Consider the following 15,983-nt stretch of genomic DNA (forward strand, 5'->3'; position numbering starts at 1 on the left):
ATCGTCGGCGTCCTGGCCGTCGCGCGCCACTGGCGCACCGCGATGGCCTCCGCGGTTCCGTTCGCCCGCTACGGCGAGGCCGCGCTCGTGCTCCCATCGCCGGCCATCCTCACCGAGGACTACGTCGGCAACTGCCTCCCGCGGGCCCGCGCGTACGGCCTCGCGGTCGTCACGGCCGACCCCAACGCCGTCGTGGACCTCGACCTCGAGGGCCGTCACCTCGCCGACGGGTTTCCGCCGGCAACGCGGGGGTACCTGCGGCGGATGGCGGGAAGACGCGAGGAACTGCAGCGGATCGCGGCCGAGAACTTCGGCTGGTCCCGGCTGACCGGCGAGCAGCTGGCGGCGATGGAGCAGGTGATGGCCGGCCACGACGTCCTCGCCGTGCTGCCCACCGGGGCCGGCAAGTCCGCGATCTACCAGGTGCCCGCGCTGCTGCTGGACGGCCCGACACTGGTGGTGTCGCCCCTGATCGCCCTGCAGAACGACCAGATCGAAGGCATCGGGGACAGCCGCGCCCCGGCGGCGGTCGCCGTGAACTCGGCGCAACGCGCGGCCGAGCGCGAGCACGCGTGGGCGTCGCTGCGGGCGGGCGAAGCCGAGTACCTGTTCCTGTCTCCGGAACAGCTGGCCTCCGACGAGGTGCTCGACGCCGTCGCCGAACTCGGCGTCTCGCTGTTCGTGGTGGACGAAGCGCACTGCGTTTCGGCGTGGGGCCACGACTTCCGGCCGGACTACCTGCGCCTGGCGCCGGTGATCGAGCGGCTCGGGCACCCGCGCGTGATCGCGTTGACGGCGACGGCCGCGCTGCCGGTCCGCACCGACATCGTGGCCCGGCTGGGACTGCGCGACCACCGCGAGGTCCTCGCCGGGTTCGACCGGCCCAACCTGCGCCTCGGCGTCGATCCGCTGCCGGACGACGACGACCGGCACCAGGCGGTCATCACCCGGACGCGTGCCCTGACCGCGGACCCCGCGACGCGGCCGGGTCTGGTGTACGTCACCAGCCGCAAGGACGCCGAAACCTACGCCGGCGAGCTCGCCGCGGAGGGCGTCCGCGTCGCGGCCTACCACGCCGGGATGAAGGCGGCCGACCGCGAGCGGGTGCACGAGCAGTTCCAGACCGGCGACCTCGACGCGGTGGTGGCGACCTCGGCGTTCGGCATGGGGATCGACAAGGCCGACCTGCGGTTCGTGCTGCACGCGGCGGCACCGGAGTCGCTCGACACCTACTACCAGCAGATCGGCCGCGCCGGCCGCGACGGCGAACCGGCGGAAATCACGCTGTACCACCGGCCGCGCGACCTCGGCAGGCAGAAGTTCCTGACCGCGGCGAAGGCGCCGGAGCAGGCGCTGGCGGAGGTGGCGGCCACCCTCGCCGAGGGCACCCCGCTGACGCCGGCCGAACTCGCCGAGCGGGTCGGCGTCTCGGCGGCCCAGCGCACCCGGGCGGTGAACCTGCTGGAGCAGACGGGCTCGGTCGGCGTCACGGCCGACGGCCGCCTCGAATACCTCGATTCCGATGTGGACCCCGCGGAGGCCGTGGAACGGGGCGTCGAAGCCGCCGAAGCGCACCAAAGGCTGATCCGGAGCCGGATCGAGATGATGCGCGGCTACGCCGAGACGACCGGCTGCCGCCGCCAGTACCTCCTCGGCTACTTCGGCGAGCAGCTCGGGAAACCGTGCGGCAACTGCGACACGTGCATCGCGGGGACGGCCGAGGCGTCAACGACCGGCGATGGTGCCTTCCCGGCCAACAGCGTGGTGGAGCACGCGGAGTGGGGCCGGGGAATCGTGATGTCCACGAACGAGAACACGGTGACGGTGGTGTTCGACGACCACGGCTACAAGACGTTGTCGGCGCAGGCGGTGCGAGAGCACGACCTCCTCACGGTTTTGACCCACGGCGGGTAACGGCGTCGTCCGACACCGACCTATCATGGCCCGCATGGTGAGGGATTCCGGCGCTGCGCCGGCCGGTGCGCGGCTGAGCAGCCAAGACGCCATTCTGAACGCGGCTCGCTCCCTCGTCGGTGAAAAGGGTTACGACGGCATGGCCATCTCGGACCTGTCGGCGCAGTGCGGCCTGCCGCCCAGCTCGATCTACTACCACTTCGGGAACAAGCTCGGCGTCCTGTCGGCCCTGCTCGAACGCACCTTCGAGGAACTGCACGCCGCGTTCCCGAACCCGTCCTCGTTCGACGACCGGGAGCCGCTCGAGCGGCTCGAAGCGTGGTTCTCGGCGGCCTGCGCCTCCCTCGACCGGCGGCCGGACTACCTCCAGCTCCTCGTGGCCATCAGCATCGGCCCGCAGAAGGACGCCGAGGCCGTTCAGGCGACCGTGCGGCGGATCCGCGACTACGCCCACGCTTCCTGGGTGGACGCCCTCACACCGATCTTCGCGCCGAACGGCGGCAAGAACAACGAGGCCCTCGTCGAGCAGCTGGCCGTTCTCGGGCGGGCGCTGACGGACGGCCTTTCGGTGGCCAACAACTTCGACGGCGCCAGCTACAGCTCGCAGGTCGCGCCGTTCGTCTCCCTGGTACGCGGACTGGCGGCGCAGCGAGCCGCGGGGGCGAAGCGGAAGCGCTGAGCCCCCCGGCCGCTCGCGGGCCTTGATAACCCTGCCGTCCGTTGTATAGTGAGCGCTACATACAACGGATGGGTGGCACTGTGACGAGCACCTTGGATGTCGGAGACGCGCGCCTGGCCTACGCCGAGACCGGCTCCGGCGACGCGGTCGTGTGGCTGCACGGCTCGGGGCCGGGCGCCACGGGGATGAGCAACTTCGGCGGCAACCTGCCTGCTTTCGCCGACTACCGCAACATCGTGGTCGACCTGCCGGGCTGGGGCGAATCGCCGCGGCCGGATTCGGCCGAGCCGCTGATCTTCCACGCCGCCGAGCGGGTGTGCCGGGCCATGACGGCGCTCGGGATCGACCGGGCGCACCTGGTCGGCAACTCCTACGGCGGCGCGGTGGCCATGCGGATCGCGATGCGGTACCCGGACCGCGTGCACCGGCTCGTGCTGATGGCGCCGGGCGGGGTGCTCCCGGCCGACGCGCCGCCGTGGCCGGCCGGGCTCGACCGCCTTTTCGGTTACATGGCCGCGGAAAAGCCGTCGCGCGAGGCGATGGCCGAGTTCGTGCGGCTGATGGTCTTCGACGAGTCGCTGGCGACCGAGGCGCTCATCGACGAACGGTACGAGTCGAGCCTCCGGGCCCATCCGGAGCTGCCGATCCCGCCGAACTTCGGTGACCTGACGCCGGACCTGGGCCGGATCGCCGCCCCGACACTGCTCGTGTGGGGCCGCGAGGACCAGACCGTTCCGCTGACCTGGGCGCCCAAGATCCTCGACGGCATCCCGAACGCGGAGCTGCGCGTGCTGCCGCACTGCCGGCACTGGGTCCAGTACGAGCGGGCGCCCGAGTTCAACCACATCGTCCGCGAATTCCTGCGGGGCGGCGCGGCCGCCGCGGCGGAGGGGTGAGCCCGGTGGGGATCAGGAAACTGGGCTACGTCGGCCTGGAGGTCACCGACGTCGACGCGTGGACCGACCTGCTCGGGCGCACCCTCGGCGTGGGGGTCACCCACGCCAAGTCCGGCACGGACGAGATCGTCCTCGCCGAACTCGACGAGTTCAAGTACCGCCTCGCACTGCATCCGTCCACCGAGGACCGCCCGCGCGAGCTGGGCTGGATCGTCGACACACCAAGGGAACTCGACCGGCTCACGCGGAGGCTTGCCGACGCCGGATTCGCCGTCGCCGACGCCTCGGCCGAGGAGAGGGAACTGCGCGGGGCCACCCAGCTGCGCTGGTTCACCGACCCGGTCGGCTACCGCGTGGAGCTGGCGGTCGGCGAGGCCAAGGTGCGCCTCGGCGTCGACCGGCCGGCCGGCGGCCCCGGCATCACCGGCCTGGGCCACTTCGTCCTGGCGAGCCCCAAGCTCGCGGAACTGCGCGAGCTGTACGAGTCCGTGCTCGAATTCGAGCTCACCGACTACCGCGCGCCCGGCCTGTTCTTCTTCCGCTGCAACCGGACCCACCACAGCATCGCGCTCGCGAACGCGGAAACGCCGTCGATCCACCACCTGGAGTTCGAACACGCCTCGCTCGACGACGTCGGCCGCGCCTACGACCGGGCGCAGGCACACGGCGTGCCGATCTCGATCAGCCTCGGTAGGCACATGAACGACAAGGCGATCTCCTTCTACGTCCGCAACCCCAGCGGGTTCCACCTGGAGATCGGCTGCGGCGGCATCGAGGTGGGCGACGACTGGGTCCCGCACGACTTCGGGCGCTCCGACGAGTGGGGTCACCACCACGCCGAGGCCAACCCGTTCGCTTCGCCGAAGTCGTGACCGGCCCGGAGGCACACGGTACCGACCGTTCTCTCTGCTAGACTTGACCGGGTGACGCACAGCTCCCGAGGTCAGGTGTCCGAAGCGCGGTCGAGGCTGCTCGCGACGGCCACCCGGCTGTTCTACGCGGAGGGCCTGCACTCCGTGGGGATCGACCGGATCGTCGCGGAGGCGAAGGTCACCCGCGCCACGCTGTACCGGCACTTCCCGAGCAAGGAAGACCTGGTCGTCGCGTACCTGCAGGGCGTGCACGAGATGGAACGCGAAGGCGTGGACAAGCTGCTCGCGAGCGGCCTGCCGCCGGTCGACGCCCTACGGGGCATCGCGGAGCAGATCGCCGGGGGGATCCGGTCGGCGCACTTCCGCGGCTGCGCCTTCCTCAACGCGGCAGCGGAGTACCCGGACCCGGAGCACCCGGTGCACCGAGCGATCGTCGACCACCGCGCGTGGTTCCTCCGCACGGTGACGGACTTGCTCGCCCAGGTCGGCGAGGAGTCTTCGCAGCCCGCGGGCCGGCACTTCGTGATGCTGCGGGACGGGGCGATGGCGTCCGGCTGCCTGGCCGATCCGGCTGAGGTCTGCGACACCTTCCTCAAGGGAGTCGACGGGATCCTCCGGTTCCACGAGGACTCCGTTTCGGGCTAGCTCTCCGGAGCGGAACCTTCGATCCCGGCGGGCTGAAGACCCCGACACTGTGTAGTGATCGCTCTATACAACGAGTTGTCCGAGTTGTAGAGTGAGCGCTACATACAGAGCTTCCCGGGGGGACGTAACCGGCCGCCGCAACGAAGCGAGGTTTCCCTTGAACGTCCTTGAACAGGTGAAGAACTCACCGATGAGCCGTGCCCAGGTGAGAGCGGTCGCGCTCTGCCTCGTGATCAACCTGGTCGACGGGTTCGACCTGCTGGTCACCTCGTTCGTCGGCCCGGCGATCACCCGGCAGTGGGGCCTGTCGCCGTCCGCGGTGGGCGTGCTGCTCAGCGGCGGGCTGGCCGGGATGGCCGTCGGCGGGCTCTTCCTCGCCCCGCTGGCCGACCGCGTCGGCCGCCGCCGGCTGACCCTCGGTTGCCTCGCCCTAGCGTCGCTGGGCATGCTCGCCGCCGCTGCGGCGCAGGACTTCGGCCAGCTGCTCGCCTGCCGCGTCGTGACCGGAGCGGCCGTCGGCGCGATGGCGGCCGGCCTGCCGGTGCTCACCTCCGAGTACGCGAACCACCGGCGCCGGGGGCTGGTGGTCGCGCTCATCACCACCGGCTACGGCCTGGGTTCGGTGATCGCCGGAATCGCGTCGAGCCTGCTGCTCGGCGCGTTCGGCTGGCGCTCGGTCTTCGTGTTCGGCGCCCTGGTCACCGCGCTCCTCTTCGCGGTCGCGCTGCGCTTCCTGCCCGAGTCGATGGACTTCCTCGTCGCCCGCCGCCCGCGCCAGGCGCTGGAGAAGCTCAACCGGATCCTCGTTTCGCTGGGCCGGGCCCCCGTCGACGCCCTGCCCGCGGTGACGTCGGCGGCGACGTCGCGCAAGGTCGTCCTCGATTCGCTGTTCCGCGGCCGCAACGCGGTGCGGACCGTGCTGGTCTGGGTGGCGTTCGTCTCGGCGCAGCTGATGTTCTACTTCGCCAGTTCGTGGACCCCCAGCCTGCTGCTGAAGGCCGGGATGTCCGGTCAGCAGGGCCTCAGCGGGGGAGTGCTGCTGAGCCTCGGCGGCGTGACGGGCGCGGTCGTGCTGGGGTTGCTGGTGTCCCGGATCGGCCCGCGGCGGCTGACCGCGGCCTACTTCGGCATCGGCGCCCTCGTGCTCATCCTGTTCTCCTTCTCGCTCGGGACGCTGGCGACCGCGCTGGTCGTGGCGGTGCTCGTCGGGCTGTTCCTCAACGGGACGGTCACCGGGATCAACGTCATCGTGCCCGGCCTGTACCCGGCCGAGGCTCGGGCGACGGCACTCGGGATGGCGGTCGCGGTGAGCAGGCTCGGCGCCGTCCTGGCCCCCCTGCTCGCCGGGTTCCTGCTGCAGGCGGGCTGGGCCCCCGGCGCGATGTTCCGGTTCTTCGCGATTCCCGGGGCGATCGGCGCGGTCGCGACGCTCCTGCTCGCCCGGTTCGGCCGGGTGCGCGAGAACGAAGCCACCCGAGTCGTCGCGCGGCTGCCGTGAGCCGCGTGCCGACGTACCATCCACAAAGGAGGACCGACGTGCCTGCCCTGGTGCTGCTCCACGGCGGCGGGCCCGGCGTCGACGCCGCGAGCAACTGGGCGAGCGTGCGGGCCGGGTTCGACGGCGAGTTCCGCTGCCTGGCCCCCGATCTGCTCGGGTTCGGCACGCAGGTCGCCGGGACCGGCGGCCTCGTGGGGCCCCGCGCCTGGGCGCTCGCCCGCGCCCGGCAGGTGCTGGACCTGCTCGACCACCACGGGCTGGAACGCGTGCACCTGGTCGGCAACTCGGCCGCGGGTGGCGCCGCGGCACTCGCGTTGCTGTCCGTCGCACCCGGCCGGGTCGGCCGCGCGGTCCTCATGGGCGGAGCCGGGACCGGGCCGCCGCCGCCCGCGGTTCCCTTCTACGACAACCCGACCAGGACGTCCATGCGGGCCACCCTCGGCCGGCTGGTCGCGGACGAGAGCGTCCACAAAGGACTCCTCGACGAGCTCACCGACCTGCGGCTGAAGCAGGCACTTCGGCCCGGCGCCGAGTCGGCGTTCCGGTCGATGTTCGCCGACGTCGTGGGCGGCCCGCCACCGCCCGACCCGGCGAAGATCACCACGCCCGTGCTCGCGCTGCACGGCGAACGTGACCGGGTGCAGCCGGTCGAGGTCTCCGAGCGGCTGGCCGAGGCGTTGCCGCACGGGCGGCTGCACGTGGTCGCGGGGGCCGGGCACTGGATCCACGTCGACCGGCCGGACGAGTTCGTCAAGGTGGCAGGGGAGTTCCTGAGCGCATGAGCGAAATCCTGATCGTCGGCGCCGGCCCGGCCGGCCTGACCCTGGCCATCGACCTCGCGCAGCGCGGCGTCGCCTGCCACGTCGTGGAGGCGACCGAAGCGCGCGGCGTGAACCCGCGGTGCAACACGACGTCCGCGCGGTCGATGGAGATCTTCCGGCGGCTCGGGCTGGCCGAGGAGATCCGGCGCGCCGGGCTGCCCGAGGACTACCCCACCTCGATCCACTACCGGACGACGTTGACCGGCGAGGACATCTACCGGATCGACCTGCCTTCCGCGGGCGACGTCCTGGCCGGGGTGGGCCAGGAAACCTGGCCGACGCCGGAACCGCAGCACCGGATCTCGCAGCTCTACCTCGAGCCCATCCTGGAGCGGCACGCGCGCAAGCAGCCCGGGCTGACCCTCGAGCGCGGCACGCGGCTGGTCGAGCTCCGGCAGCACGACGACCACGTCGAAGCCGTCGTGGAGAGTGCCGGAACCCGGCGCACGCTGCGCTACGCGTATGTCGTCGGCTGCGACGGTGCCCACAGCACCGTGCGCCGCCAGCTCGGCATCCGCTACGAGGGCGTCGACGCGATCCAGCGGTTCGTGTCGACGTTCGTCCGCTCACCCGAGCTGGGCCGGCTGGCCGCGAAAGACCGGGCCTGGACGTACTGGACCTACGGCCGCCGGATCGCGTCGCTGATCGCCATCGACGGCGACGAACTGTGGCTCAACCACGTCGCCTTCGCCCCCGATCACGACACCGAGGGCGAAGACCCGGAGCGCCTGCTGCGAGAGTCGGTGGGGAAGGACGTCGAGCACGAGGTGCTCGGTGTGGTGCGCTGGACCGGCCGCCGATTGGTCGCCCAGCGGTACCGCGCGGGCCGGGTGTTCCTGGCCGGCGACGCCGCCCACATCTGGATCCCCGTCGGCGGGTTCGGCATGAACGCCGGCATCCAGGACGCGGCGACGCTGGCGTGGATGCTGGCCGCGGTTCACCACGGCTGGGCGCCCCCGGAACTGCTGGACGCCTACGAGGCGGAGCGCAAGCCGGTCGGCGACCAGTTCGCCACCGCGGTGGGCGCCCAGGCACGCACGTCGTTCGCGGACGTCTCGCCGGACATCCACTTGCCCGGTCCCGAAGGTGACCGGGCTCGCGCGGAGTTCGCCGCGCGGCTGGCCGCCACCGAGCCGCGCCGGTATTCCCCCGACGGCTTCAGCTTCGGCTACCACTACGCGGGTTCGCCGCTGGTGGTCGGCGGCGAAGACCACGCCGAGCTCACCATGGGGGACTACCAGGACCGGCTGCGGCCCGGGTTCCGGCTCCCGCACCGCCGGCTCGACGACGGCCGGCCGGTGCTCGACGTCCTCGGCCCCGGCTTCACCCTGCTGCGCACCGACCCGGCGGCCGGGACGACGGCCTGGGTACTGGCGGCCCGCGACCTCGGGATCCCGCTCACCGTCGTCGACCTGCCCGGCCGGTACCCCACCCCGCTGCTGCTGGTGCGCCCCGACCAGCACGTCGCCTGGATGGGCGGCCCCGACGTCGGGCCCGCCGGCATCCTGCGGACCGTCACCGGCCGCGTCCCCGCCCACCGGCGCTGAGAACCAGGAGAACCGCAATGCCATACGCACTGGGCATCGACGTCGGCGGCACGTTCACCGACGCGGTCGCCTCCGACGGCGCCGGCCGGATCGTGTCGGCCAAGACACCGACCACGCCGCCGAACCGGGAGGCCGGCGTCATGCGCGCGATCGAGGACCTCGCCGGTGAGCTCGGCATCGGCGTCGGCGAACTGCTGGCGCAGACCGACTACATCGCCCACGGCACGACCGCGTCGATCAACGCGCTGGTCCAGGGCCAGGTCGCCGACGTCGGGCTGATCGCCACCAAGGGGCACCGGGACGCGATCTACATCATGAACGCCGAGGGCCGCACGCTCGGCCGGTCGGCCCACGAGATCCAGGACACGCTGCGGCAGCGCAAGCCCGCGCCGTTGCTGCCGAAGTACCGGGCACTGGAGGTCACCGAGCGGATCGACCACGCCGGGAAAGTCCTGGTACCGCTGGACGAAGCCGAAGTACGCCGCGTCGCGCGGTCCCTTGTGGACGAAGGTGTCGAGGCGATCGCGGTGTGCCTGCTGTGGTCGTTCAAGAACGGCGGCCACGAGCAGCGCGTGCGGGAGCTGATCCACGAAATCGCGCCGGACATGTACGTCACGCTGTCTTCGGAGGTCAGTCCCCGCATCCGCGAGTTCGCGCGGACCTCGACGACGATCATGAACGCGCAGGTGGGTCCCCGGTTGCGCACTTACCTGCTGCCATTGCAGAAGCACCTGGAGGCGAACGGCCTCAACGGACCGTTGCTGGTGATGCAGAGCGAGGGCGGCACGATCACCGCCGACCGCGCGCCGGAGCACGCCATCACCACGGTGGGGTCGGTGCTGTCGGGCGGGGTCGTCGGCGGGATGCGCCTGGCCGGGCAGCTGGGCCACCGCAACGTCATCACCACCGACGTCGGCGGCACGACGTTCCTCGCCGGGCTGATCGTCGACGGCGAGCCGGTGATGGCGCCCGGCTCGATCGTGAACCAGTTCCCGATCAACGCGGCGACGATCCGCGTGCACACCATCGGTTCCGGTGGCGGGGCGCTCGCGTCCGTCGACGACGGCGGCAACCTGCGGCTCGGCCCGCAGAGCGCCGAAGCCGTCCCGGGCCCGGCCTGCTACGGCAACGGCGGCACACGGCCGACGAACACCGACGCCAACCTGGTTCTCGGCATCCTGAGCGAGCGGGGGCTCCTCGGCGGCCGCAAGCCGTTGCGGCTGGACCTGGCGCGGGAGGCGATCCGCGTCCACGTGGCCGAGCCGCTCGGGCTGACGGTCGAGGAGGCCGCCATCGCCATCCACGAGGTGCAGAACGCGCAGGCGGGCGACCTCCTGCGCCGCGCGGTCGTCCAGGCCGGCTACGACCCCCGTGACTTCGTCGCCTACGCCTTCGGCGGCGCGGGTCCCGCCCACTGCGCCGGGTATTGCCAGGACCTCGGTGTGCGCGAGGTCGTCGTGCCGCTCGGCCCGGTGGCGTCGGCGTTCTCGGCGTACGGGCTCGCGGCCTCGGACGTCGCGTTGAGCGCGGAACTGTCGGATCCGTCGTCATTCCCGGTCGACCACACCGTGCTCGAGTCGCACTTCTCGCGGCTGGAAGCGGACCTGCAACGCGCGCTCGACCGGCAGAAGGTGAAGTTCCACGACGTGACGCTGCACCGCGAAATCGACCTGCGGTATTCGATGCAGGTCACCGAGCTCGCGACGGCCGTGCCGGACGCGAAGTTCACCGAACGCACCGGCCAGGAGATCCTCGAGCGGTTCGAGGAGCAGTACGAGCGCATCAACGGCAGCGGGGCCGGCTACCGCGAGGCGGGGGTGCAGGCGATCACCTACCGCGTCCGCGCGAAGGCGGGGCTCGGGTTCCCGGTCGCGCTGCCGGAGATCCCCGCGGCCGACGGACCCGACCCGCGGGAGGCCCTGCTCGGCGAACGGTCGGTCTGCCTCGACTCGCAACTCGGTTACGTGATGACGCCCGTCTACGACTACGCGCGGCTGCGGGCGGGTCACGAACTCGTCGGGCCCGCGATCGTCGACGTCCCGACCACCGTGGTCGTGGTGCCCGCCGGGGTCACCGGCCGCGTCGACCACCTCGGCAACCTCGTGCTGCGCTACCAGGGAGGGCACTTCGCATGACATCCAGGATCCCCGGCGCGGACGAGTTCACCAGCCGTCCCATGCCCCGCGAAGAACTGCTGCGGCAGATCTCGCCTTCGTTGCCCCTGCACCAGGTCGGCGACGCCGAGGTCGACGCCCTGACCTACGAGGTCGTCCGGCACCGGCTGTGGGCGATCACGCAGGAGATGGGGGAGACGCTGCGGCGCATGTCGGGCTCGCACGTCGTCACCGAGTCCAACGACTTCAACTTCTCCATCTGCGACGAGCTCGGCGAGCAGGTCCAGGTCGGCACCTACAACATCGGCCTGATCGGGTCGATGGACCTGGCCATCACCTGGACGTTGCGCAACCGCGGCGACAACCCGGGCATCGCCGAGGGTGACATGTTCCTGTGCAACGACCCGTGGATCGGCGGCGGGCTGCACCAGAACGACGCCGCGGTCCTCGCGCCGATCTTCCACGACGGCCGGCTGTTCGGCTGGACGACGGCCATCGCCCACCAGGTCGACCTCGGCGGGCCGCGGCCGGGCTCGTTCAGCCCGTCCGCCCACGACGTCTTCGGTGAAGCCGTACCCACGCCGCCGATGAAGGTGGTCCGCGGGGGCGTGCTGCAGCGCGACGTCGCCGACGCCTGGGTCCGCCGGTCGCGGTTGCCGCACCTGGTGGGGCTGGACCTGCGCGCCAAGATCGCGGCCAACAAGAACGCGGCCGAGCAGATCCTGCGGCTCATCACCAAGTACGGCGCCGACCCGGTCAAGACGGTGATGCGCCGGATGATGGACGACGCCGAACGCCGGCTGCGGGCCAAGCTCGAGACGTTGCCCGACGGGACGTGGAGCGCGGTCGGCTACCAGGAACAGTCCCGGACCGGCGACCGCGGCCTGCACGCCATCAAGGTCGCGATGACCAAGGAAGCCGGCAAGCTCGTCTTCGACTTCCGCGGCACCGCCGGGCAGACCGGCATCATCAACTGCCCCTACCCGGGACTGCGCGCGGGCATCGTGTTCACGATGCTCCCGTTGCTGGCCGGGGACATCCCGTGGGCCGCGGGCGGGCTGATGCGCTGCTTCGAGATCATCACCGACGAGGACACGATCACCAACGCGTCCTTCCCGGCCGCGGTGGGCAAAGGCCCGTTCGGGCCGGCGTGGGGCTCGGGCAACCTGGTCGCCGAGGTGCTCGCGAAGATGCTGGACGCCGAACCGGACCACCGCACCGATGTGCAGTCCATCTGCAACGGCACCACCGACCTCTGCGTGGTGTCCGGTGTGGACACCCGCGGCGGCGGCAGCAAGGGCTTCGTGTCCCCGGTGTTCGACGTCATGGCGGGCGGCTACGGCGCCCAGGTGCACCACGACGGCGTCGACACCGGCGGCCGGTTGATCATCCCCTCGGCCCGGGCACCGGACGTCGAGATGACCGAGTACCTCTACCCGCTGGTCGCGCTGTGGCGCCGGGAGCAGCCGGACTCCGGCGGGCCGGGGCGGCAGCGGGGCGGGATGAGCGGCTCGGTCTGCTACGTCCAGCACCCCGACCAGACGGGGACGATGTCCCTGGTCGTCTCGGGCACCGGCAAGGTCGCGAACCAGAACGTCGGCCTGGCCGGTGGCTACCCGGGCAACTCCCAGCTCGACCTGGTCGTGCGGGGGGTGCGCCGACCCCAGCTCGCCCAGGCGGACACCATCCCCGCCCACCTGGGCGAGCTGGGCGGGGAGATCGAGGTGCTGCCGTGTGAAGGGGAGTCGGACCTCGGCCCCGGTGACGCGCTCTACCTGCACTGGCAAGCCGGTGGTGGGTACGGCGACCCGTTGCTCCGCTCGCCCGAAAGCGTCCGCGAGGACGTACGGCAGGTCCGGGTGACCGCGGACGCGGCGGAGGACGTCTACGGAGTCGTGCTCCGCGGCGGCGAAGTGGACGTGGCCGCGACCGAAGAGCAACGCGCGAAACTGCGGCGTCGCCGGGCTTCCGGCGCCGGGCTGACCGGGCTCACGCCCAGCGGCACGCCGGACCTGAACGTGGTGCGCCGGCTCGACGACAACCTCGCCGTCCTGGCGAACGGGACGGTCGGGTGTGTCCACTGTGGAACGGAGATCGGGCCGCTGGCCGGAGGTGCGTTCTTCGCTTCACTGGCCCGCCGGGACGCGGCGCCGACCGAAGCGGGCCCGCACATCTGGCACGACCCCCTGGAGTACGTCGACGCGGAAGTCGTGTTCCGCCAGCTGTTCTGCCCGGGCTGCCTGACCGCGGTCCATTCGCGGGTCGTGCCGGTGGAGCACCCGCTGCCCGTGGACGAATACCGGCATTGGACACGGTGAGGTAGAACGTTCTGTCTTGACAACGCGGAGGCCGGCCGCCATGCTGAGATGAGATAGAACGTTCGGTATACCTTTCGAAGGGGATCATGGTGACTACAGTCGACTCGCCCACCGTCGGTGGGCTCGCCCCGGCGCTGCGCCGGTTGTATTTCGTGCGGTTCGCGTTCGCCGTCGTGTGGGCGGTCCTGGTGTTCCTGACGACGAAGTCGGGCTTGGGTGCGGCCGGCGCGGTTCTCGTGGTCGTGTACCCGCTGTTCGACGTAGGAGCGGCCATTGTGGACGCTCGCTCGGCCAAGGGTGCCGGGTCGGTCACCGGGTTGTACGTGAACATGGCGATCAGCCTGCTGGCCACGATCGGCATCGGGGTCGCGGCCGCGTCGGGTATCCCGGCGGTGTTGCGGGTGTGGGGTGCCTGGGCGATCGTCGCCGGGCTGGTCCAGCTGGTCGTCGCCGTCAGCCGCCGCAAGATGGGCGGTCAGTGGCCGATGATCCTCAGCGGCGGCATCTCCGTGCTGGCCGGGGCCAACTTCGTGATCAGCGCCTCCGCGGCGAACCCGGCACTGTCCAGTGTGGCCGGTTACGCGGTGCTCGGTGGCATCTTCTTCCTCGTCTCGGCGATCCGGCTCGGCCGCGCCGCCAAGGGGAACTGACGTGACCACCTACGACGTCGTCGTCATCGGGGCCGGCCCGGTCGGGGAGAACGTGGCCGACCGCGTCGTGCGGGGCGGGCTCACCGCCGCGATCGTGGAGCGGGAGCTGGTCGGTGGCGAGTGCTCGTACTGGGCGTGCATGCCGACGAAGGCGTTGCTGCGCAGTGGTGCGGCGCTCCGCGCGGCCCGGCAGGTACCCGGCGCGCGGGAAGCGGTGACCGGTGAGCTGGACGTGGCCGCGGTGCTGCGCCGGCGCGACTCGTTCGCCTCGAACTGGAACGACGAGGGCCAGGTGTCCTGGTTGGACTCGGTCGGCGTTCCGCTGTTGCGCGGGCACGGCCGGCTCGCCGGTGCCCGGGTCGTCGAGGTGACCGGCGCCGACGGCACCACGACGACGTTGACCGCGCGGCACGCGGTCGTCGTGGCCACCGGCAGCGGTGCGCTCGTCCCGGACATCGAAGGCCTTCGGGACGCCAAGCCGTGGACGAGCCGCGAAACCGTTGCGGCGAAGGAGGTTCCGGCCCGGCTGGCCGTCATCGGCGGCGGGGTGGTGGCTTCGGAGATGGCGACGGCGTTCAGCGACCTGGGGTCGTCGGTGACGGTGCTGGCCCGCGACGGCGTGCTGCACCTTCACGAGCCGTTCGTCGGCGAGCAGGTGGCGGCGTCGTTGCAGGACAAGGGGGTTTCGGTCCGCATCGGCGCCGAAGCCGGGTCGGTCAAGCGCAACGACGACGGTACGGTGTCCATCACGCTCACCGACGGCGAGCAGATCGAAGCCGACGAACTGCTCGTCGCGATCGGCCGCACGCCGAACACCCAGGACCTCGGGCTGGACAACGTCGGCCTGCAGCCGGGTGCCTGGCTCACGGTCGACGGCACGCTGCGCGTCGACGGCGTGGCGGGCGGCTGGCTGTACGCCGCCGGCGACGTCAACCGGCGTGTTCTCCTTACGCACCAGGGCAAGTACCAGGCCCGCGCCGTCGGAGACGTCATCGTGGCGCGCGCGAAGGGCGAACCCGTCGACGACGGTGAGTGGGGCAGGCACGCGGCCACCGCCGACGAGCGCGCGGTTCCGCAGGTCGTCTTCACCGAGCCGGAGGTCGCCTCGGTCGGCCTCACCGCGGCCGCCGCCGAGGCCGCCGGGCTGCGGGTCCGCGTCGTGGACTACGACCTGGCCGCCACCGCCGGGTCCGCCCTGCACGCCGAGGGCTACCGGGGGCACGCCCGGATGGTCGTCGACGAGGACCGCAAGGTGCTCGCCGGCTTCACCCTCGTCGGCCCGGACGTGGCGGAGCTGATCCACGCGGCGACGATCGCGGTGGCCGGAGAGGTGCCGCTGGACCGGTTGTGGCACGCGGTCCCGGCGTTCCCCACCGTCAGCGAGGTGTGGCTGCGGCTGCTCGAAGCCTACGGCCGCTGACCGGTTTCACCCGGGAGGCGCCGCCAACGAGGTGATGAAGTGCTCGGCGGCGGCGTCGACCTCGGCGGCCGGCGTCAGCAACCGCTGCAGCAGGAGTCCTCGCAGACACGCGGTGGCGATGACGCTGCGCCGCTTCGCCTCCGCGGCCTCGAGCCCGTCGCGAACAGCCGCTGCTTCGAGCAGGCGCGTCAGGTCGTCGAGGCCGGCGACGAACTCCTGGAACGCCTCGGGCTCGTAGACCGCGAGCCCGGCCAGGCGGAAGAAGGCCCGGATCCGGTCTTCGTGCGCGGCGTTCGCGTAAAAGGTCCAGATGGCCCGGCACAGGGTGGCGAACCCGGGCTCGTGGCCGGCCGCGGCGATGACCCGGTTGTCGCGGCGGCGTGCTTCCGAAAGCACGGCGGCCAGCAGCCCCGGGCGGGAGCCGAAGTGGTAGGTCAGCAGCGTGTGGTGCACGCCGAGCCGCTCCGCCACCTGGCGCATCGACAGGTTCGGCCCGGGGCCGCCCTCGCCGAACTCGTCGAACAAGGCCTGCAACAGGCGCTCCCGTCCTTCCCCGACCGGCGATCGCACGCTTGCCTCCCTTGACGAGTTCACCACTGTTTAGTACGT

At 71.7% G+C, this 15,983-nt stretch carries 13 protein-coding genes; 12 read left to right on the forward strand and 1 reads right to left on the reverse strand.

The features are described from left to right. Positions 1–264: 264 nt before the first annotated feature. The 12 genes from AB0J40_RS44485 to AB0J40_RS44540 all read left to right on the forward strand — a co-directional run bounded on the left by AB0J40_RS44485 (position 265) and on the right by AB0J40_RS44540 (position 15,374). Positions 265–1,914, forward strand: coding sequence for a RecQ family ATP-dependent DNA helicase (locus tag AB0J40_RS44485; RefSeq protein ID WP_364466318.1), 1,650 nt, complete (start codon positions 265–267; stop codon positions 1,912–1,914). A gap of 34 nt (positions 1,915–1,948) precedes the next feature. Then, positions 1,949–2,593 (forward strand): TetR/AcrR family transcriptional regulator, encoded by a 645-nt coding sequence (locus AB0J40_RS44490; protein ID WP_364466184.1) that lies wholly within the window; start codon positions 1,949–1,951, stop codon positions 2,591–2,593. A gap of 80 nt (positions 2,594–2,673) precedes the next feature. Continuing rightward, the gene (locus tag AB0J40_RS44495; RefSeq protein WP_364466186.1) at positions 2,674–3,489 is read left to right on the forward strand and encodes an alpha/beta fold hydrolase; all 816 of its coding nucleotides are present in this window, start codon (positions 2,674–2,676) and stop codon (positions 3,487–3,489) included. A gap of 5 nt (positions 3,490–3,494) precedes the next feature. Continuing rightward, entirely contained in the window at positions 3,495–4,361 is an 867-nt protein-coding gene (locus tag AB0J40_RS44500; protein ID WP_364466188.1) for a VOC family protein, read from the forward strand. Between the two features lie 51 nt (positions 4,362–4,412). After that, entirely contained in the window at positions 4,413–5,006 is a 594-nt protein-coding gene (locus tag AB0J40_RS44505; RefSeq protein ID WP_364466189.1) for a TetR/AcrR family transcriptional regulator, read from the forward strand. Between the two features lie 190 nt (positions 5,007–5,196). Beyond that, positions 5,197–6,504 (forward strand): MFS transporter, encoded by a 1,308-nt coding sequence (locus AB0J40_RS44510; RefSeq protein ID WP_364466191.1) that lies wholly within the window; start codon positions 5,197–5,199, stop codon positions 6,502–6,504. A 38-nt stretch (positions 6,505–6,542) separates the two neighbouring features. Next, positions 6,543–7,286: an alpha/beta hydrolase gene (locus AB0J40_RS44515; protein ID WP_364466193.1), complete on the forward strand. Its 744-nt coding sequence runs from the start codon at positions 6,543–6,545 to the stop codon at positions 7,284–7,286. Further along, entirely contained in the window at positions 7,283–8,872 is a 1,590-nt protein-coding gene (locus AB0J40_RS44520) for an FAD-dependent monooxygenase (protein WP_364466195.1), read from the forward strand. Before AB0J40_RS44515 ends, AB0J40_RS44520 begins: the two co-directional genes overlap by 4 nt. Positions 8,873–8,889: 17 nt before the next feature. After that, entirely contained in the window at positions 8,890–11,007 is a 2,118-nt protein-coding gene (locus AB0J40_RS44525; protein ID WP_364466197.1) for a hydantoinase/oxoprolinase family protein, read from the forward strand. Continuing rightward, positions 11,004–13,304: a hydantoinase B/oxoprolinase family protein gene (locus AB0J40_RS44530; protein ID WP_364466199.1), complete on the forward strand. Its 2,301-nt coding sequence runs from the start codon at positions 11,004–11,006 to the stop codon at positions 13,302–13,304. The genes AB0J40_RS44525 and AB0J40_RS44530 overlap by 4 nt, the downstream gene beginning before the upstream one ends. 86 nt (positions 13,305–13,390) lie before the next feature. Continuing rightward, the gene (locus AB0J40_RS44535; protein ID WP_364466201.1) at positions 13,391–13,954 is read left to right on the forward strand and encodes a hypothetical protein; all 564 of its coding nucleotides are present in this window, start codon (positions 13,391–13,393) and stop codon (positions 13,952–13,954) included. Position 13,955: 1 nt separating this feature from the next. Beyond that, positions 13,956–15,374, forward strand: a complete 1,419-nt coding sequence (locus tag AB0J40_RS44540; RefSeq protein ID WP_364466203.1) for an NAD(P)/FAD-dependent oxidoreductase — start codon at positions 13,956–13,958, stop codon at positions 15,372–15,374. Between the two features lie 6 nt (positions 15,375–15,380). On the opposite strand, the gene AB0J40_RS44545 is transcribed toward AB0J40_RS44540, so the two are convergent. Continuing rightward, complete coding sequence (locus tag AB0J40_RS44545) at positions 15,381–15,944, reverse strand: TetR/AcrR family transcriptional regulator (RefSeq protein WP_364466204.1); 564 nt, start codon at positions 15,942–15,944, stop codon at positions 15,381–15,383. Between the last annotated feature and the right edge of the window lie 39 nt (positions 15,945–15,983).

The sequence above is a fragment of the Amycolatopsis sp. NPDC049691 genome (assembly GCF_040675005.1).
Lineage (GTDB): Bacteria > Actinomycetota > Actinomycetes > Mycobacteriales > Pseudonocardiaceae > Amycolatopsis.